Annotated in this window: 15 protein-coding genes; 6 read left to right on the top strand and 9 right to left on the bottom strand. The window is 67.9% G+C overall.

All coding sequences use genetic code 11. The features are described from left to right. The first annotated feature begins 1 nt into the window (after window position 1). From A5622_RS27065 to A5622_RS27055, 3 genes are read left to right on the top strand one after another with little or no spacing between them, the layout of a single operon-like run. Window positions 2-1465, top strand: a complete 1464-nt coding sequence (locus tag A5622_RS27065) for a flippase (RefSeq protein ID WP_066882382.1) — start codon at window positions 2-4, stop codon at window positions 1463-1465. Continuing rightward, entirely contained in the window at window positions 1462-3321 is a 1860-nt protein-coding gene (locus tag A5622_RS27060; RefSeq protein WP_066882380.1) for a glycosyltransferase, read from the top strand. Before A5622_RS27065 ends, A5622_RS27060 begins: the two co-directional genes overlap by 4 nt. Window positions 3322-3332: 11 nt before the next feature. Next, window positions 3333-4379: a glycosyltransferase gene (locus tag A5622_RS27055; RefSeq protein ID WP_066882399.1), complete on the top strand. Its 1047-nt coding sequence runs from the start codon at window positions 3333-3335 to the stop codon at window positions 4377-4379. A 10-nt stretch (window positions 4380-4389) separates the two neighbouring features. Here A5622_RS27055 and A5622_RS27050 read toward each other — a convergent pair whose 3' ends face one another. Then, entirely contained in the window at window positions 4390-4875 is a 486-nt protein-coding gene (locus A5622_RS27050) for a glycosyltransferase (RefSeq protein ID WP_066882378.1), read from the bottom strand. Next, window positions 4872-5327: a polysaccharide biosynthesis protein gene (locus A5622_RS27045; RefSeq protein WP_066882376.1), complete on the bottom strand. Its 456-nt coding sequence runs from the start codon at window positions 5325-5327 to the stop codon at window positions 4872-4874. The genes A5622_RS27050 and A5622_RS27045 overlap by 4 nt, the downstream gene beginning before the upstream one ends. Window positions 5328-5803: 476 nt before the next feature. Here A5622_RS27045 and A5622_RS27040 point away from each other — a divergent pair, with 476 nt between their 5' ends. Continuing rightward, on the top strand, window positions 5804-6919 hold the full coding sequence (locus A5622_RS27040) for a Gfo/Idh/MocA family protein (RefSeq protein WP_066882375.1): 1116 nt from the start codon (window positions 5804-5806) through the stop codon (window positions 6917-6919). Beyond that, window positions 6916-7791, top strand: a complete 876-nt coding sequence (locus tag A5622_RS27035) for a hypothetical protein (RefSeq protein WP_066882373.1) — start codon at window positions 6916-6918, stop codon at window positions 7789-7791. Before A5622_RS27040 ends, A5622_RS27035 begins: the two co-directional genes overlap by 4 nt. Here A5622_RS27035 and A5622_RS27030 read toward each other — a convergent pair. From A5622_RS27030 to A5622_RS27005, 6 genes are all read right to left on the bottom strand, one after another. After that, window positions 7760-9466: a GMC oxidoreductase gene (locus tag A5622_RS27030; RefSeq protein ID WP_066882371.1), complete on the bottom strand. Its 1707-nt coding sequence runs from the start codon at window positions 9464-9466 to the stop codon at window positions 7760-7762. The two genes, A5622_RS27035 and A5622_RS27030, sit on opposite strands and share 32 nt — an antisense overlap. Continuing rightward, window positions 9463-10389, bottom strand: a complete 927-nt coding sequence (locus tag A5622_RS27025) for an aldo/keto reductase (RefSeq protein WP_066882397.1) — start codon at window positions 10387-10389, stop codon at window positions 9463-9465. The genes A5622_RS27030 and A5622_RS27025 overlap by 4 nt, the downstream gene beginning before the upstream one ends. A gap of 16 nt (window positions 10390-10405) precedes the next feature. Further along, entirely contained in the window at window positions 10406-11422 is a 1017-nt protein-coding gene (locus A5622_RS27020) for a glycosyltransferase family 4 protein (RefSeq protein ID WP_066882369.1), read from the bottom strand. A 21-nt stretch (window positions 11423-11443) separates the two neighbouring features. Beyond that, entirely contained in the window at window positions 11444-12883 is a 1440-nt protein-coding gene (locus A5622_RS27015; RefSeq protein ID WP_232003053.1) for an O-antigen ligase, read from the bottom strand. A 53-nt stretch (window positions 12884-12936) separates the two neighbouring features. Next, a complete protein-coding gene (locus A5622_RS27010) occupies window positions 12937-14400 on the bottom strand; it encodes a polysaccharide biosynthesis tyrosine autokinase (RefSeq protein WP_066882366.1) in 1464 nt (487 codons plus the stop codon). Window positions 14401-14540: 140 nt separating this feature from the next. Further along, window positions 14541-16220, bottom strand: coding sequence for a hypothetical protein (locus A5622_RS27005; RefSeq protein ID WP_232003051.1), 1680 nt, complete (start codon window positions 16218-16220; stop codon window positions 14541-14543). A 318-nt stretch (window positions 16221-16538) separates the two neighbouring features. Between A5622_RS27005 and A5622_RS27000 the strand changes: the two genes are divergently transcribed. Beyond that, entirely contained in the window at window positions 16539-17333 is a 795-nt protein-coding gene (locus A5622_RS27000; protein WP_066882363.1) for an FkbM family methyltransferase, read from the top strand. A gap of 7 nt (window positions 17334-17340) precedes the next feature. On the opposite strand, the gene A5622_RS26995 is transcribed toward A5622_RS27000, so the two are convergent. Beyond that, on the bottom strand, window positions 17341-19206 hold the full coding sequence (locus tag A5622_RS26995) for a bifunctional diguanylate cyclase/phosphodiesterase (protein WP_066882361.1): 1866 nt from the start codon (window positions 19204-19206) through the stop codon (window positions 17341-17343). Window positions 19207-19394 lie beyond the last annotated feature (188 nt).

The raw sequence follows: 19394 nt of genomic DNA, 5'->3' as shown, positions 1-19394 counted from the left end.
CATGACCGAGCCGACGGCAGCCGATGCGCTGGTGCCGTCGGTGCCGCTCACCCGGATGGCGCACGCGTTCTCGATCCAGTTGATCTGCCGCGCTCTGGGCATGCTGGCCTCGGTGGTCTCGGTGGCCATGACCGCTCGCTATCTGGGGCCCGGGCGTTACGGCCAACTCTCCATCGCGGTGCTTTTCATCGCCATGTGGACCAGCCTGGCCGATCTCGGCATTGCAACGGTGATCGTGCGCCGGGTGACCTCCGGCCGCGGCGATCTGGAGCGCCTGGTGCGCATCAACAGCGGCCTGGCCCTGATCTATTGCGTGCCACTGGCGGTGCTGGCCGCCGTCTCCGGATTGCTCATCTATCACGACCCCGAGGTGCGAGTGATGCTCGTCGTGCTCTCGGGAGCGTTGCTGATGCAGACCATGGTGACCCGTTTCGAGCCGGTATTTCTTGCCACCGTCCGATTCTCGGCGGTGGCCATCTCCGACGTCGCCGCCCGAACGGGCACGCTGGCCATGGTCGCCTGCCTGGTTGCGATGCGGTCGGACGTCATCTGGTTCGCCGTCGCGCAGCTGATCCCGCCCGCCGTGCAGCTGCTGATCCAGGGCGCCGCGGCGACGCGGCACATCTCGGTACGCCCGATCTTCGCACCGCGGGAGGCGGCCGACCTGTTACGGGAAAGCCTGCCGCTGATCGGTTTCCTGGTGGTCGGCCTGCTGTACTGCCGCGCCGACGGCGTGATCCTGTCCTTGCTGAGCACGCATTCCGAAGTCGGGGTGTACGGGCTGGCCTTCACGGTCGCGTTCAACACCATCGTGGTCTCGCTGATCTTTCACAAGTCGACGCTGTCGACGGCCACCGAGCTGTTTTCGCGTGACGTCGCCGCCTTCGCGGGATTTCTGCGCCGCAGCGTGGAGCTGATGTGTTTTGTGGCGGTACCCGTGGCCACCGTCGGGGCGCTGCTGTCCGGACCGCTGATCGCGTTCTTCGGCGACAAAGCGTTCGTCGAGCGCGGCACGCCGACGCTGGCGCTGCTGTTCGTCGCGGCGGCCCTGCGTTTCGTCGGCGGCACCCTTGGCCAGGGATTGGTCGCCAGTCATCATCAGCGGATCCTGTTCTGGTTGACGATGGCCACCCTGGTGGTCAACGTCGCACTCAACCTCAGCCTTGCGGGGCGGTACGGTGCGGTCGGGCCGGGCGTCGCGCTGGTGTGCACGGAGTTCTTCAACATGATGGTCAGCACCTGGTGGTTGCGCCGTCACTGCGGCTACCGCACGCCGGTGCTGTTCGTGCTGCGGTTGCTGATCCCGACGGCAGCGAGTGTGGCTGTGGCGCTTCTACTTTCGGGGCATCACGTCGTCGTGGTCCTGCTCGCCGCCGCCGCGGCCTACCTGGCCACCAGCGCCGTCGCCGGCCCGCTCGGCTGGTCGAGCCTGACCTCCCTGCGCCGCAATCAGCTGGCGGCATGAAACGCACAACGGATCGGGCGTATCTGAAGCGCCCGGTCGGCGAGCCGACCGACCTGTCCACCGTCCGCTCGCTGGCGGTGCTCATCGCGCACCGTCGCAGCCACGAGTCGCTACAGCGCTGCCTGGCCAGTGTCGCCGAGCAGCTGACCGCGGTGGCGGTCTACGTCTACCACAGCAGCGACGAGGAACTTCCCGGACGAGCCGAGCTGGCCGCGGAATACCCTGCGGTGCAATGGGTGTCGAAACCGGGCAATGTCGGCTTCGCCGCGGCGTGCAACGCGCTGGTGGACCACGCACCCGCCGACGCCGACCTGTTGGTGCTCGATCCCGACGCCCGGCTGCTGGGCCCGCTCACCCGCACCCGGGAGTTACTTCGCGAGCCTCGGGTGGCGGCGGTTTCACCGATTGTGCGGGCCGCCGAAACCGGTTGGGCACCACGGGGCCTCGCAACGATACGGCCGAGACCCGTTGCGGGCGCGACCGTGCTGGCGATCAACCGCGCTGCCTGGAACGCCATCGGCGGCTTCGACGAGGAATTCTTCGGCTCCGGCGAGGCCGCCGACTGGCAGGCCCGAGCCCGCGCTGCGGGATGGCGCGTTCTGTCGGTTGACGAGCTCGGCGCCGAACGCGCCACCGCGCCACCCGCTGACGGCGATGCGGGCCGCGATCAGGACCTGCGCCGGGCCAACGCCGCGCTGCTGCTCGAGCACCAAAAGAATGTGCACCTCGCCGACGCGTATCTGGCCGGCGCCGCCCTGCTGGACCGGTTGCGGCGGCCACCGCGGGTCGCGCGGGGGGCCGCCCGAGGCCGCCGCACGCCGCTGCCGACGATCGTGATCACCACCAACCGCCTGGTCTACGGCGGGGCCGAGCGGCAAAAGGCGCTGCTGGCAACGGAATTGGTCCGTCGCGGCTTCCCGGTCACCATCGTCTGCGTTCAGCGGCTCGGCCCCCTGATCTCGGAGATTCCGGACGCCGTGCGCGTCGTGCGCCAACCCTGGTGGGCGCCGATGGTCGACGTCGCCGAGGGTCCGGCGGTGGTCGTCACCGGCGACACCAACACCGAGGTGGGCTTCGGTAGTTTGTGGCGCGCGGCCGGCCGAAAGCGACGCTGGCTGGTTGCGCCGCACGTCCCCCCCGCGGAGGACCGGCCCATCTATTCGCGGCCGTTGACGGCGGCGATGCGGCGTGCCGACGGATTCATCGTGTTGGCGCAACGGCATTGGGACATGCTGGTCGCCCAGCATCGGCTGCGGGGACGGCGATTCATCGCACCCAACGGTGTCGCGGACATCGGCGAGCTGAGCCCCCGGCAGCGACCTGGCGGCGAGCCGCTGCATTTGGTGATGCTGTCCCGCATCGTCGAACACAAGAACCCCCACCTGCTGATCGAGGCGCTGAGCGGGCTCGACGGGATGCCCTGGCGGTTATCCATTTTCGGCGACGGACCCGACCGGGAGAGGCTGCAGGCGGCCACCCCTGCCGGCCTGGGCGAGCGGGTGCAGTGGCGCGGCTGGTCGGCGGGGCCCGGCCCGGCCCTGGCCGACGCGGATCTGCTGTGCGTGCCGAGCCGCTCCGAGGCCTTCCCGGTGGTGATCCTCGAGGCGATGTCGCGCGCCATACCGGTTGCGGCGTCGGCGGTTTGCGCTGTCCCGGAGATACTGGACTTCGGCCGGGCCGGATTCCTCGTCGAGCCCGTGTCGGTCTCGGGCTGGCGAGAACAGCTGTCCCGGATCTTGGCCGACCCGGGCGCGTTGCCGTCGGTGGGGCAACGTGGCTACGAGCGCATGCGCAAGCACTACACGGTCGAGGCGATGGCCGATGCCTACCTCGATGCGATCGAGGCCGTGCTGTGAATTCGCCCCGGGTGCTTTGGCTTTCGCCGTGGACACGGCCGGCGGTGCGCGTGCAGGCCGAAGCGCTGCTGCGCCACGGCGCCGACGTGTTATTGGTGACCTCCGACCAGCACCCGGAGTCCGACGCCGCGCGCGATTACGAGTTGGTGCTCGACCCGCGATTCCGCAGCGGCGCAACGTGGCTCCCGACGCTGCGGGCCTGGCGCCGCATCCGCGAGTACCGGCCGGACGTGGTGATCGCCGAACTGGTCAGAGATCCCCGCTGGATCGCGCTGGCCGGACGGGTCCCACGCATCCAGGTGGTGCACGACGATCGGCCACACGATCCCGACGAACTGACGCCGGCCTACGAACGTGCGGTCTTCGACCGCTGGGGCGCCCGTTCGGCGGCCACCGTCACCTACAGCGATTACGTCGCGACCGCCGTCGCCGCGCGCCGCGACATCGCCGGCACGCCCGTGCATGTCGTGCCGCTGGCCAGCGACCTCGACCTGGACCGGCTGCCGGCGTTCGTCGGGCCGCAAGGGCGCCGCAATTTCGTGATGTTCGGCCGCCTCAACCCGTACAAGAACGTCGACGTCGTGCTGCAGGCCTGGCAGCGACATGTGCTCGGGGGCGCCTGGCGCGGAGACGATCTGGTGCTCATCGGCGGCGGGTCACTCGAGGCGACCGCCCTGCCCAAACACGCGCGCTGGCGCAACGGCAGCTTCCGTTACGCCGACGTCATCCCGGCGCTGGCCGCCGCGAAGGGTTCGATCGCCCATTACCGGCGTGCTTCGCAAAGCGGCGTGCAAGTGCTCTCGATGCAATTGGGCGTGATGCCGATCGTGTCCACCGCCGGTGCCCTGCCCGAGTACCAGCCACCGGGTTGTCCCCCGGTCGGCATCGACGACGTGGCCGGGCTCGCCGCCGCATTCGACGCCCTGGCCGACCCCGACGTCGCCGCGGCGCAAGGGGCCGAGGCCGCACGCCATTACGCACAGCGGTGCTCGGTCGACCTGGTCGCGGACCGCTTGCTGGAGGTCATCGCCGCGGTGACGACGGCCCGGCGGCGCTGACCGGAAACGCTCAGGCCAGTCCACGCCAGAACGTCTCGAGCCATCCGGTCAGCTCGCGGGCCCGGCCCAGCGCATCGGCGGGTGCCACCCGAGACCGGGTCGCCGCGATCGCCGCTGGAAGCTCCTCCATCTGCCGGACCACGGTGGCCAGGCCGCCCGCCTCCAGCTTCTCGGCGAACGGCAGCTGGTGCTCGTCGACGTGTTCACCGAGCCGCGAGCGACGGGGCACCACCACCGGATGCTTGCCCTGCTCGATGCACAGCAAGGCCGATCCGGCGCCGGCGTGGCTGATGGCCACCGATGCGGACCGGATCTGGTCACAAACGTCCCCGAAGGACAGGAAGCGTTCGAACTTCGCGTGGCGCGGTTCGTAGCGGCAGGTGCCGAGCTGCACGAAAAAGTCCTCCCCGGCCGTGCCCGCCCGGGCCAGCTCGTCGACCGCGCGGGCCAGCCGGTCGAACGGGTGCACCTCCATCCCCATGATCACGAAGATCACACGATCCTCCCGTGATATTCGGTGCGGGGAATGCGGTCGACCAACTCGGGCCACTGCACCAGAAACCGGGAGGCGAAAGGCTTTACCATCCGGGCGGTCAGGGACAGCTCGGTAATGCGGGTGATCGACTCGACGAAGACGGTGGGGATTCGCAGCAGCCAGGCCAGCCAGAGGAACGGGGCGGCCACGCCCGATCCGGTGGTCAGGATCATCGCGGGCCGGTGGCGGATCAGCAGCCGCAGCGCCAACACCAGATTGCGCAGCAGGTTGGGAACATTGCGGACGGTGGGGTGCGCCGCCCAGTAGATCTCCGTCTCGTCGCGCAGCAGGTACCGGGCGTCGGCGGTGGGAAAACTCACCCAGAACCGATCCTTGTCCTGCCAGAACTCCCGCAGGCAGAACATTTCGTAGATGTGCCCGCCGGAGGACGCGATGAGGAGCAGGCGGCCCATGTCCTCCCTCATCTCAGGCGCTCGCGACCAAACTCGGCCGCACGACAAGAGCTTTCGCTCCCGCCCTCACCGCACGAGGCGCGGTGGCAGCTCAATGGTAATGAACCCGGCCTCGCCTCAATCGCGTTCTGGCATATAGCAACGAAACTCGGCCGGCACCGGGTGGATGTACGCCGCCGACGGGCGGCGGGCGACGAGATCGACGAGATCGCCGAAATCGGCAACCCACCGATGCTAACGTCATCATCGTTGCGTTGAGCGCCCCTAGAGCAGGCGATCTCACTGCGTACGAGGACAGGGATGCCCGTATGTCTTGATAGGCGTCGGCGCAGCGATCGACTGCGCGGCGGCCGTGCTGCATCCGTGCACCGGGCGCCATCATCCGAGCAAAGTGGAACCCCTCCCGCCCCTGCGGCTCGACACCTTCGCCGCACACGTCGCCGCGGGACTCGAACGAAGAGTGAAAGGCGCACACGATGATTCGTACGGCCCTGGTCGGTCTCGGAAAGATGGGGCTGTCGCATCTCGCGGTCCTGCGCACGCATCCAGACCTGGACGTGGTGGGCATCTGTGATTCGGCCGGCTATGTGCGCGACGTCCTGTCCAAATACACCGGCCTGAACTGTTACGACGACTTCGACCGGATGCTGGCGGCGACCGACGCCGAAGCGGTCGTGGTCGCCGTCCCCTCCAGGCTGCACGCACCGATCGTCGAAAAGGCGCTAACGGCTGGGGCACACGTCTTCTGCGAGAAGCCGTTCGTGCTCGATGTCACGGATGGCGAGCGGCTGGTGACCCTGGCGGAGACGCGGGGGCTCGTCACCCAGGTGGGTTATCACTGCCGCTTCATCGGCTCCTTCCGGGAGGCGGCGCGGATCGTCGCCTCCGGCGCGCTGGGGCGCATCCACCATGTCCGCGCCGAAGCGTACGGTCCGGTGGTGCTCCGGGAAAAGGGCAGCACCTGGCGGGGCGTGAAGGCCGAGGGTGGCGGCGCCCTCTACGACTACGCCTGTCACGCCATCGATCTGATCAACTTCGTGGCCGGCGTGCCGCATTCGGTCGACGGGGTGGTCCGCCAGAGCGTGTTCTCGCGCGACGTCGACGACGAGGTCTACTGCACCATGCGCTATCCCGACGGCGCGACCGGGCAGCTGTGCGTGAACTGGAGCGACGAGAGCTTCCGCAAGATGTCGACGAAGGTCTCGGTGTGGGGAACCAACGGCCGCATCACCGCCGACCGCCAGGAGTGCCAGATCTACCTGCGTGAGGCACACCCCCGGCTCCCCGAGTTCGGCAAGGGCTGGACCATCCGGTACACGACCGACCTCACCGAACAGGTGTGGTATTACCTTCGCGGCGAGGAGTATTCGGCGCAGATCGACTACTTCGCCAACAGCGTCAAACAGAACCGGGTGGACGGCGAGAACACGTTTCGCTCGGCGCTCGACGTCGATCGGGTGGTCGACATGATCACCGGCAATCCGGCCTCCGTGGCGCCGCCGCAGGATGCGGTGAACGGATCCCCGCGCGGCGCCTTGCGGCGCGAGATCGTCGCGCGCATCAAGAGACTCGCCACCTCGAAGGCATCGTGACCATGGACCGCGTGCTTTTCGGAGACAACCAGTTCTTCGGTGTCAATCACATGTCCGAGGACAAGGCACGGGCACAGGCGATACGCTTCCAGCATCTGCCCGCCGTGCTCGCGACGCTGGACGACGCCTATCGGGAGGGCATCCGCACCTTCGTCTGCACCACCCACGATCGGGTCGGTGAGATCTGTGATCACTTCCGCGCCAACCGTACCGAATACCCCGACTACGTCTTCTACCCGTGCATGCCGTACGCGCACAAATACGCCAACGCCGTGACCGAATTCGGCATCGTTGAGGCGCTGCGGAAGTTCTTGCCCGACAACGGCGCCGTCAGATCGATGTTCAAGGGCGGCGTCGCGATCGCCAGCAAGGACGTCGAGCCCTTGATGCAACTCCTGGTCGATGCCGAGATGAAGATGTTCGCCGGACTGTCGACGCCCGTCATCTTCATCCAGAACGTGGTGACCGACCTGCTGCTCGGGCTCGGAATGGACGAGGCCTTCCGGCTGTTCTCCGACCACGTCAGGCTCAAGTACGACGCCGAGCCGGGCTTCATCACGATGAACCTGCCCAGGCTCCTCGATGCGCTCGACAGGCAGGGCATCGAAAACCCGATCGTGTGCGCCAATTTCAACAAGATCGGCTTCCGGATGTGCGGCGGTGTGGAGCTCTACGAGAAGACCGTCCGCGACCGCCGGTGCCGGCTGATCGCGATGTCCGTCCTCGCCTCGGGCGCGATCCCGCCGCGCGAGGCGATCGAGTACGTCTGCAACCAGCCGCAGATCCGGTCGATCGTGTTCGGCGCGTCCAGCCGCGCCAACATCGCGCAGACGAAGTCCCTCATCGACGACATGTGGGCAACGGCGACGTGACCGCGCCGCGAGCGTCCGCAAGGCGCCGGGCAAGGCGGACGCCCAACGCGATCCCGACGAGTGTCGGATTGGCTTGACTGGACGTCGGCAGCACCGACGTGCTGGCCACGTGTAGGCCGCGGACGCCGTGCACCTGCAGTTGCGGGTCCACGACGCCGTCCTGCGGCGAATCCGACATCCTGGTGGTCCCCGCCTGGTGGAAGCCGGTCCGCTTCGCCATGTAGGCACGCACCGACGCCTCGACGTCGTCGGTCAGCCACTCCACGTAGCCCGCGCCGTGGCGACGTAGGTGCTCGTCGATCGCGACGATCGCCTTGCGCACGCTCTGGTAGTCGGCCTCGGAGAAGTGCATATGGGTGCGAATCCGCCTCATGCCCAGGGCATCTCGCTCGTCGGTCAGCTCGACGCGACTTTCCCAGTGCGGAAGGTGCTCGCCGTGGTATTGCAGCAGGTAGCGGTTGTCGGCGCTCTTGACGAAGAATCCCGGTGCCTTCCTGCCCTTGCGCAGGAACCGGGCGTAACAGAACTCGAACGCGAAGCGGATCGATCCGATCAGGTCTCGCACGATGTTGCGCAGGTGCGCGACGATGCGCGGCGGTCCGTCCGTCTTCGTGTGTGCCTCACGAATGGCGCCGGCGAGCAGGAACCGGCCGAGCGGCGAGATGAGGGTCAGATAAACCCCCGACAGAATGCCGCTTCCGTGGCCCGGATCGCTGATCGGCGGATTGACCAGCCAGACTGCGGCATTGGGCATTCCGGATTCACGCAGCAGGTGCGGGTCGAAGGTGAAGCGCCGGCGAACGTAGACACCGTCGTTGTCGCGTTCGTACCCATAGAGGATCTGGTCGGTGTTGAACTGCACACGCGCCACCCGGCTCTCGACGTGAGCCATGTACCACCGACCCAGGTGCCCGCCCGCATTTCCCAGCCCGCCGGGATGATGGCGGTCCGACGCCAGCAGCAGACGGGTGGCCTCCAAGCCGCCGGTCGCAACGATGTAGTCCGTCGCGACCACTGTGCCCTGCCGGCCGTCGAGCGTCTTGACCACCAGATGATCGACGCGGTCACCGGACGGCGGCGTCACGATTTCGGTGCAGGTGAGACCGGTCCACAACGTCAAACCGGGAGCGTCCCGCAGTGCGGTGCGGTATTCGCGACCGAAACGCGTTGGCAGGGCCCAGCGTTCGAGGTCCGTCGTGCGCACCCGGCCGTCGGGCAGTCCACCGATCATGTCGCGGTGCGCGATTTCGGGGATATCGCGCGCGTTGAAAGCCGCCCGGCCGCAGGCCGCCCAATCGCAGGCGCGTTGCAGATACGGCTCGACGTCGTCGTGCCCGATCGGCCAGGGCGCCTGCGCGGTGAGGGGCCGATCCGCGAAATCAATGGGGTCGAACTTGACACAGCGCCCGCCCCACAGCGCCGAGGTCCCTCCGACCTGCCGGCGGACCGTGAGTTCGCTGCGCGAATGGAAGTAGTCGTCCTGGCGCGAATCGAAGCTCGACAAATCCTGCGCCGCCCGGTCCATGCGCTCGAGGCCACTTTCGATGAGCGTCACCTGCACGCCCGCCGCCGCCAGCTCGAGCGCGGTCGCGATGCCGATCGGGCCGGCCCCAACGATCGCCACGTCGGTCTCGATGGCGATGCCGGGCGCGAAGTGGGCCACGCCGCGGATCACGCGGCCGCCCCCGCACGAAACTCCTTGACCAGAGCCAGGAATCGCGACACGGTCTGCGCGTCCGGCGGCGCCGAGACGGCCGTCGCCGCCTCGGCGACGCGGCGGGGCCTGGTGCTGCTGTAGAGAATCGCCGGGCACCCGGTTGCGGCCGCGGCCGATCCGAGGATCAGCGTCGAAAGCGTGCCGGGAGCCAGCGGATCGGTCTGCAGGGCTTCGCGCCAGCGTCCCGCCAAATCCGGGTCGGCCCGCAACGCTGCCGTGAGTTGTCGGTACGGCGCGCTCAGGACGCCGAAGGCGAGGTCGGCGGGTCGCGGCGCCGGGTTGAGCAGGTCGCTGCGCAGCTGGCTCACCCCGTCGGGGGCGAAGGTCCGGGCAAAGTCCGTGTCGAGCCCCTCGTCCTGCGAGACGCCCCAGGCGCGGATCTTGCCCTGCCGGCGGGCGCGTTCGAAGAATTCGCGGAGTTCGTCGCCGGCCACCGTGTCGCCGGGCCGCGGGGCGTGCACGAACAGGATGTCGACGTAGTCGACGCCGAGCGCCGCGAGGCTCTGGTCCAGGCTGCGCGCCGCGATGGCCGCGTTGTACACGCGGGCGGTCTGCGATGGCGCCTGGCGCCGCTTGACGGAGCGGCGCAGCGCGGGCGCCTTCCGGAGCAAAGCCCGTGCGGGACTTTGGAATCGGGCGAGGCGGCGCGCCGTGCCGCCCACGTCGATGCCGAACTTGGTCGCGATGGTCACGGTGTCGCGGTCGACCGTGCGCAGGAACGCTCCCAGCTCGGCCTCCGCCCTGCCCAGGCCGTACATCCGCGCTGTGTCGAAATGGGTGATGCCGGCGGCCAGCGCGCTGGCCAGCACGGCCATCCGCTGCTTCCGCGAGGGCGACTGCATCAACGAGCCGCATCCGAAACCGATTGCGCTGACCGCCAATTGCGGTCCCTGAAGTTCAACCCGCCGCAACGCCACAGCCCTCGTAGATCTGGCGCAGCCGCGCGTCGATGACCGCGGGGCTCCGGGTGGCCGCGATGTGCTGCTGTCCGCGCAGCCCGTCGCGCTCGGCCAAATCCGGGTCGCGCAAATAGCGTCCGATCGCCGCGGCCAGTGCGGGCACGTCGTTGAGCGGGACGATCATGCTCGGATCCGGGGCGATCTGCGCCGTCCCGCCGACGGGAGTTGCCACAAACGGTCGCGCCCCGGCGAGGGCCTCGGTCAGGATCATCGGCATGCCCTCGGCGGACGACGGCAACGCGACCACGCGAACCGAGCGGAGCAGCTCACGGACGGCGTCGGGATGCACCGGGCCTTCGACGGTCAGCCGCTCCGTCGGCGGCGGCGTGTAGTCGTCGATGGGACCGACTATGCGACAACGCCCTTCGATCCCCTCGGCGAGCAGCAGCCGCCACGCCGCGACGAGCTTGTCGACTCCTTTACGCCGCCCGACGGCGCCGGCGAAAAGCACCACGGGCGGCGTGGAGCCGGCGCCGGGGGCGTCCCGATCAACGACGATCGGGTTCGCCACGATGGTGGTTGCCGTACTGGGCGCCACCCCGGCAACCGCGGCGGCCGCGTCCTGCGACAGGGTGATGACATGGTCCGCCTGGCGCAACGTGGCGCCCACGAACCGCGGATTCGCTTGGGCGAACTCGGGAAAGTCCGAGCCGTGGACCGTGACGATCACCCGGAGGCCGCGCGCTCTGGCCAGGCGGATCAGGGATCCCTCCCGCAACCACGCGCCGCCGTTGGAGATGTGAAAGTGCACGATGGTGGCGCGGGGTGCTCGCGACAGCACCAACCCCGCACGGGCGGTGAGCAATAGGCTCCTGACGTGGTGGTGCGGGCCCGCCCACGTGGACAGGACCCGGATCTCGTCGGCGCCGATCCTGTTGTCGCGGATCACCCGGATCACCGACTGCGTCCCGCCGATGCTGTACATGTCGGGCCCCACGTGCGTCACCGCGATCATGTTCGGCCCGCGCGGGCGCGGTCAGCGGGCCGTGGCGATGCCGGCATTGGCATGATCGGTCGGACCGGACGTCGGCGCGGGGTCGGCGTCGGTCGGGGCCGCGTCACCGCTCCTGCGCCGCAGGCCGGCGTATCCCATTGCGGCGCCCAAGGCCACACCCAGGCCCAGCGCGTCCATCGGCATCTCCGGCAGCGGCCAGACGGCGGATATCGCAAGGAGTCCGGCGGCGACCGCCGCGCTGATTTTCGCCGCGGCCGGCGCGCAGCGCAGCGCCAGGATCACGGGTGTGAGCGCGAATATCGCGAACACCGCCATGCCCACCGCTCCTGCCTTGGCCAGCCACCACAGGTAGAAGTTGTGGGAGTAGGCGGGATAGAGGTACAGGTGGAACTCGTCGTCCCCGGTTGGTGGCTGATAGACGTAGCCCAGGCCATGGCCGAACACCGGGGCCTGGGCGATGGTCTCCTTGAGCAGATTGATTTCCCGTAATCGTTCCAACGCCGAATCGTCCACTGCCAGTGCGCTGGACGTCACCCCGCCGAGCACCCGCTGATTGAAGGCGGCGTATTGATCGCTGAGCCACGCCCCGGTCTTCGAGCGTTGCAGCAAGAACAGCGACCCGGGCACCGTCACCGCGATCATGGCCAATCCGACCGTGGCGGTGGTGATCGTGCGCCGCACCGCCGCCCAGCTCAGGCTGCCGACCAACGCCACGCCGGCCGCCACCCCCATGGAGATCAGCGTGTTGCGGGAGAAGGATAACAGCGAGATGCTCAGCGCCGGCGGGCCGAGTGCGAAATACATTGCGGGCCTTACTCGTCCGACGATCGGGGCAGCGACCAGGGCGGACAATATGGCGGTGGCCGGCGTTTGGGTGGAGAGGATGATGCGCACGGCCTGGCCGGCACCCGTGGCGCCCTCCAGGCTTTCCGCGCGGCCGGCCAGCCGGATGGCGAACAGCGAACTCACAATCGCCATGCCCGCGGAAAACCACAGGATCACGATCATCACCCGGATCGAGAATTTGACGTGACCGCCGTAGACGACGAACAACGCCAACACGAATCCGATGGCCATTTCGATCATGGTGGTCGATTCGCGCATCACCACCAGGTCGGCATGGCCGGTTTCGAACCCGGTGACGGTGGACCAGACCACGGTGAGCACCAACAGCCCCGGCAACAAGAAATCATGGGCCCGCGGACGCACGGTCGGGATCAGGTAGCAGATCGCGAGCACCGCGGCCACGTGGTAGGCGTAGATGGTCGCGGGGCCAATGACTTTGCCGACGTGCAGGCCTTCGGGCAGCGCCGCGAAGGCACCGAAGAGCGTGACCGCCACCATTCCTTCGGGTTTCACCCAGTAGACGACCACGCAGAACAACGCGGCGGTCAGCAGCACTCCCTCGGTGGTTCGGCGGACCGAGAACACGCCGAACGCGAAACACCCGAACACGAACATCGCCAGCAGCGTTCCCTCCACCGCCAGGCGATGACGAGCCCGCAGGTAGAGGTTCACGCCGACCCGCTGGCCTTCGATCGGTAGGCGCGGTCCGCCGCCCTGATGTGCAGGGACTGGCGCGCATCGACCAACACGGTCCCGACGACGTGCGCGCCGGCGGCACGCAGAGCGGTCAGCGCATCGTTGAGCTCGTCGGCGGTGGTGCGCCGCGCCCGCACCACCAACACCGTCGCGTTGACGGCACCGGCCAGCAGCCCGGCGTCGGCCGTCGCCAGGACCGGGGGACCGTCGACCACGATTCGATCAAAGCGCGACGACAATTCCTGCAGGACCCGGTCGAGCACTTCCGGCAAATAGGCACTGGCGGGCAAACTCTCGCGGCGCGCGGACCGCGACGCCAGGATGAACAGCCGCGAAATCGGCGTCGGCTTCACGGCTTCCGCGGCGATGGCGGGGTTGGCCAACGCGTTGCCCAGTCCCTCGCCGGATTCGACCCGCAGCAGGCCCGCCAGCACATGCCGGCGACTGTCGCCCTCGACAAGCAGTGTGTCTTCGCCCATTTCGGCGAGCGCGAGCGCGAGGTTCATCGCCGTCGTCGTCGTGCCTTCGCCGCCGAACGGTCCGGTCACCAGCACCCGGCGGGCCTCCGGTCCTACCGCCCTGAGCAGCCGGGTGCGCAGGCCACGGACGGCATCGTCGGATGCCGCGTCGGTGCCGAAGCGCGGAACGGTGCCGCGCTTTCCGGGCAGCTCCGCCAAAATCGGCAGGCCTGAAACGCCTTCCAGCTTCTCGCGGGTGCGAATGGTGCGGTCGCTGGCCTCGCGGGTCAGCGCGACCGCGATGGCCAGAAGGACACCGGCGATGAACCCGATCACCATGTTGCGCATCGGCACTGGCGAGACCGGAACGGTGGGCACCCGGGGCGGCTCGACCACCGTCGCTCGGGCCGCCGGCCATGGTTTCCCGGTGGGGCCCGTCGTTGCCGGCACGTCCGGCGACGGGGTCGGCGGCGCGGTCGTTTCAGCCGGCTCGGGGCGCTGCACCGGGGTCACCGGACCGCTGACGCCGTTGGGGACCGGGGCCTGACCGAGCGTCGGGACGATCACGCCGAACTGATTGGCCATCGCGCCCGCCAGCGCGGCGGCCCGGGCCGGATCGGTGTCTTTGACGCTGATCGTGAAGAGCACCGATTTCGCAGTGTATTTCACCTGCGTTTGGCTCAGCACCTCGTCGGTGCTCAGGGGAAGCTGAAGCTGGCGGATCGCGCGCTCGGCCACAATGCGGCCGCCGGCGATCTGGGCATACGACGACAACCGTTCTTGTGCCGCCTCTGTGCCGCTGTACAACTCGTTCAGGTCGGTCGCACCCGAAAACGAAATCAGGACCGTGGCCGACGACTGGTAGTGCTTCGTCTGCAACGCCGTAACGAATGCGGCGCCGACGGTACAGGCCAATAAGGCGGTGAGTGCGAGTTTCCAATGCAGGCCGAGAATCCGGACAAAGGTGCGGAAATCCATCGGCTGATAACCTCTCTAAAACCTCAGGCGCGAATTGCGTCGCTCGCGATTTCTAGCACCGGCCGCGCTTACCCACTGCAGATTATGCAGCATCGTCACGTTCGCATTGCCGAAATGGCCAGCCGCGCCTTGCCGGTGCATCAACTCGCGCGAGTCTGCGCATCCCGCGGCAGGTCGAGCGTCGCAAGCGCATAACAACCTGCACCGTCGCGCCCGTCGCGAGCCAGCCGCATGGGCGGATAGTTCACCACATGGGTGGCTCCCGGCTTGTGCTGTTGCCAATCCACCGCCGCGCACAACGTGTAGTGCCCCGGCGCCAAGCCCGAAAGGTCGACGTGCATGGACTCGGTGGCAGACGTCGGGACGGGCTCCCTGCGTGAGCCATCCCCGAGTTGGGATTGGATCAGCGTCTTGAGCGGCACCGTCGCGGGAATCGAACGCACCACCGCCCCAGAGAAATCGACCAGCCGGTAGCCGGGCACCCAGTTCTCGGTGGCCGCGGCGGCGCCGTAATTCGTCCAGGTGACGGTCAGTGTCGCCTTGCCGTCGTTCACCGATTGCGATCCCTGACCCGCCTCCACCGAATATCGGTATCCGGCGACGACGTTGGCTTGCGCCCACAGCAGGTACAACCCGGGGTCCATCGGAGCGGTGGCGTCCACGGCCGGGAAGTTGTAACTGGATGTCATCGACACGTGGTACTTGACGACGTCGTCGAGGCCCTTTTCGTAATAGGTGCGTGGATCGGTCCCGTCAGGCAGTTGACACCATTCGGTGATCACCAGGGCCGAGGCCATCCGGTTTCTCAGTGCGCCAACCAGCGGATCCTTCGACTGCACATAGTGCGAGCCGTCCTTTTCCGCCCAGGCGGGCAGCGGTGGCTGGACCCCGAGGCAATCAGCACGGATACCCACCGGCGCGGACAGTTTCTTCGTGACATCGTCGGCGAGCAGTTGGCGCACGATTTCCGGGTTCAGCGCCGTCGTCACCAATTGTGTGTGCGGAAAGGCGTTTACGGTGGCGGCGACCAACTGCTGAATGGAGCCGGCGGTGATGTTCTGGTCGCGGAACTGGCTGTAATAGCCGAGCTTGGCGACGCTCTCGTCGGGCGCCGGGCCGGGCGCACCCAACGTGTCACGCAGATACGAGATGTGGTTCTCGCTGAAATCGCCGTAGCCGGAGAACTCGAAAACGGACAGCCGCTCGTCCCCGTCGTAGCGGCGGCCCAGCGCGGCCAGCAACTGACCGAATGCGTTGAGGTAGTTCGGGTCGTTCCAATTCGGAACGACATGCGTGACTCCGGGCGTCCACCAATAGCGTTGTGGACCGGTGTAATTGGTGGCCGCCGAGCGCAGCCAGTCCGGCATGGCGATGTTGGTGTTGTTCGCATAGGTGTTGTCGCAACACGAGTTGTAGGCGACCACCCGCAGGGTCAACCGCATGTTGCGGCCGGCCAGCTTGGCCAGCGCGTCATCGATCACGCTGAAATCGAACCTGCGCTCGTCGGGAGCGTCGGGCGGCAACGTGCTCGGGTCGGTGGGCTGCAACTGTCGCCACGGCACCCGCAAGCTGGCGTCGAACGATGCGGGCCACGCCGGATACCGATGCTGCGCGCGATTGCCTTGCGGGAACAGCGGTTGCAAGAGATCCTCATACTGGCCGCGCAGCGGATTCGATACGTCCTGTACCGACAACGGTATGGCGGGACTGCCAATCGCGGTCAGCGGCGAAGGGTCACCGCTGCGTCCGCATCCGCTCAGCACCAACCCCAGGCACACGGCGACGACAAGGATCTTCCGGTGTCGATTTGTCCGGACCATGATGTCTTTCGCTAAACCGCGTCGGGCGACAACGGCTCGCGGTAGGCGAGCAACGACATCGGCATGCACCGGCCGGCATGCACCGTCTGGATCAAACGCATCGACTGCTACCTCTCTGGTGGTTCGCGTTTCGCTACCGTCGTTGACCCGTTGGCTGACGTCGCATGGTGGTGTGGGATGTCAAGGGTTACAACAGGCTATAGCCCACACCCGGAGCGCACCGGCAAATCCAGGTGGTCAGTTCTTTCACCGCACCCGGGGCCGCCGGCGGGTCGACTAAGCTGATGGCTCCGCGAATCGGGCAGGAGATCACCGAAGATGGCTGTCGCACGCTCGGTCAAACGTTGGCTCGCACCTGCGGCACAGAAACTCGCACTGCGCCGGTTCTGGCGGCGCAAATTCCGCATCCTGCAGAGCCTCGGGCAATCCCGCCCGGACATCCAGCTGGTGGCGTCGTTGTGCGATCCGCGCCGGATCTCCTTGGACATCGGGGCCGACCTCGGCGAGTTCACCATCGCGATGCTGGCCTCGTCGCGATCGGTGATCGCGTTCGAACCGCGACCGGCCCAGGCCCGCGATCTGGCATCGATGTTCGACGCGGTCGGCGCCGCGGTGCAAGTCGAAGCGGTGGCGTTGTCGGATGAGCCCGGCGTGATGACCATGCGGGTGGTCGCGTCCGAGCCGGGCCGCAGCACAATCGAGGCCGGCAACGCACTGGGCGACGTCAGCGACGGCACGATTCGCAGCATCAAGGTGCCGGTCCGACGCCTCGATGATCTCGGCCTCACCGACATCGGCCTGATCAAGATCGACGTCGAAGGCCACGAGCTCGCCGTGTTGCACGGCGCCACAAAGACACTCACACAGCAGCGCCCGGTCATCGTGGTGGAGGCCGAGGAACGCCATCATCCCAATTCGGTCGCCGAGATCACCGGACTGCTGCAGGGACTGGGCTACGCGGGTTACTTCGATCTCGATGGCGTTCGACGGCCGATCGCGGAGTTCGACCCGGCCCAGCATCAGGATCCGGCCAACGTTGGCAGCCAGGAAGACGGTTGGGCGGGTCGCGGCGTCTATGTCAACAACTTCGTCTTCGTGCCCGAGGGCGCCTGAGGGGCCGCTACAGCGACCCCATCGACGACGACTCGCGATCGGCGAGAAACGGCATCGGCATCCACCGCGCGGACAGCAGCGCTTCCATCGCGTCACCCGGCAGCGGACGCGAGAGCAAAAAGCCCTGCGCCCGGTGGCACCCGTGTTGCATCAAAGTCAGTGCGGCAGCGGGCGTCTCGACCCCTTCGGCCACCACTTCGAGGCCGAAGGCCTCGGCCAGCCCGATGATCGCGCGCACGATGGCCAGGTCGCCGGCGTTGGTGCCGACGTCGCGCACGAAGCCGGCATCGATCTTGAGCATGTCGACCGGCAGCGACTTCAGGTGTGACAGGACGGCGTAGCCGGTGCCGAAGTCGTCGATGGCGATCTGCACGCCCACGTCCTTGAGCTCCGCCAAGGTCTTTCGCGTGGTGTCGATGTCGTGCACCACCGCGCGCTCGGTGATCTCCAGGCACACCGATTCGGCATCGATCCCGAACTCGCCGATGGTGTCGGCGACGCTTTCCACGAAGCCGCGGCTGATCAGCTGAATGGGTGACACGTTGATGCGCAACATGGCGCCTTGGCCGACGCCGGTGGCGCGCCACCCGCTGAATTCGGCGCAGGCGCTGCGCATCACCCAGCTGCCCAGCTCCGCGGCCAGGTTGGTCGATTCGGCCACCCCGATGAACGCGTCGGGCAACAGCAGCCCCCAGACCGGATGGCGCCAGCGCACCAGCGCCTCGGCGCCCACGACGGCCCCGGTCCACAGGTCCACCTCGGGCAGGTAGTGCAGGATCAGGCCTTCGCTTTCGATATCGCCCTGCAGGTGCAGCTCGATGTCGTTGCGGAAGGCGCGTTTCAGCGACATGTCGTCGGTGGACACCGCGGTCTGGTTACCGCCGGCGCGCTTGGCCGTCAGCACGGCCTCGTCGGCTCGCCGGAGCAGATCGGCGCAGTTGTCGGTCCCCGGCGCGCCCATCGCCAGCCCGATGCTGACGGTGCGGCTGATCACGTGCCCGCCGATGGTCAATCGGTCGCACAGCATCGCCGACAGGCGACGCGCGAACGCCTCGGCATCCTCCGACGACATCGGCCGGTCCGGGATGACCACGAACTCGTCGCCGCCCAGCCGGGCGATCATGCTCTCGCTGCCCGCGCACTCCTCGATGCGTTGGGCGAACATGCGGATGAACCAGTCGCCCGCGGTGTGGCCGAGGTAATCGTTGATCGGCTTGAGCCGGTCCAGGTCGAGGTAGAAGACCGCGACGGGCCCGGGGCTGTCGGCCGCGAGCCGTTCGGTCAGGTGCGCGACCAGCGCCCGACGGTTGTAGACGCCGGTCAGGTCGTCGTGTTCGGCGAGATAGCGGAGCCGTTCTTCGGCGGCGATGCGCGCTTGCAACTGAGCGAACAGGGCGGCGACCGCCTCGAGCGTGTTGATCTCCTCTTGTTTCCACCGGCGGGCGCCGAACTTGACGAAGCCGAGCACACCGGTCGTCGCGTCGGCGGACACCAGCGGCGCGACGGCCAGCGAGGGCGTGACCGGTGCCGTGCGCTGGTTGAGCCAGCGGCGAAGCCCGCCGGCGGACTGGTTCGGGCGGGTCACCACCGGCTTCCTGTCGCGTTCGCATCGAGCGAGCACCGACTCGGCGCCGTCCAACTCGAGATCGGCCATCGGATCCGGATCGGCGGCGCCGGCTCGTCGCGGCCACTCGGCCACCAACACCGAGGCGGCGGCGTCGGGCTGGTGGTGACGCAGGAAGCTGGCGTCCACATCGAATTGCTCGACGAGCTGCGCGAGGACCCCTTCGCTGACCCGGGTCGCCGTGGACGCCGTGGCCTCCATCAGCTGGGTGGCGACGGAGGTGACCACCAGGTTCAGGCTGCGCGGCACGGGTCCTCCGATACGGGGCACACGGCGACCCGTTCGAGTACCCGTCGAAGGGGTCCGATAGTTCGCTCGGTTGTTTGCTGGTTGCATTTCGAACCGCGCCGCGGCGCGGCCGAAATCCGTCTGGAAACGGTAACACGCAGATCCGGCTCCATCAGGTCTTACGACGAGATGTCGGTGGGCGGTGCACG

It is taken from the genome of Mycobacterium sp. 1245801.1, assembly GCF_001673055.1.
In the GTDB taxonomy this organism is placed as follows: Bacteria; Actinomycetota; Actinomycetes; order Mycobacteriales; family Mycobacteriaceae; genus Mycobacterium; species Mycobacterium europaeum_A.
The sequence above is the reverse complement of the archived record's forward strand: the minus strand, read 5'-3'. Positions and strand labels throughout refer to the sequence as shown.

Bases quoted from the DNA above. Each gene is read 5' to 3' on its own strand.
- A5622_RS27065 (WP_066882382.1), top strand. From the start codon at position 2: ATGACCGAGCCGACGGCAGCCGATGCGCTGGTGCCGTCGGTGCCGCTC.
- A5622_RS27060 (WP_066882380.1), top strand. From the start codon at position 1,462: ATGAAACGCACAACGGATCGGGCGTATCTGAAGCGCCCGGTCGGCGAG.
- A5622_RS27045 (WP_066882376.1), bottom strand. From the start codon at position 5,327: ATGGGCCGCCTGCTCCTCATCGCGTCCTCCGGCGGGCACATCTACGAA.
- A5622_RS27040 (WP_066882375.1), top strand. From the start codon at position 5,804: ATGATTCGTACGGCCCTGGTCGGTCTCGGAAAGATGGGGCTGTCGCAT.
- A5622_RS27020 (WP_066882369.1), bottom strand. From the start codon at position 11,422: ATGATCGCGGTGACGCACGTGGGGCCCGACATGTACAGCATCGGCGGG.
- A5622_RS27015 (WP_232003053.1), bottom strand. From the start codon at position 12,883: ATGTTCGTGTTCGGGTGTTTCGCGTTCGGCGTGTTCTCGGTCCGCCGA.
- A5622_RS27010 (WP_066882366.1), bottom strand. From the start codon at position 14,400: ATGGATTTCCGCACCTTTGTCCGGATTCTCGGCCTGCATTGGAAACTC.
- A5622_RS27005 (WP_232003051.1), bottom strand. From the start codon at position 16,220: ATGGTCCGGACAAATCGACACCGGAAGATCCTTGTCGTCGCCGTGTGC.
- A5622_RS27000 (WP_066882363.1), top strand. From the start codon at position 16,539: ATGGCTGTCGCACGCTCGGTCAAACGTTGGCTCGCACCTGCGGCACAG.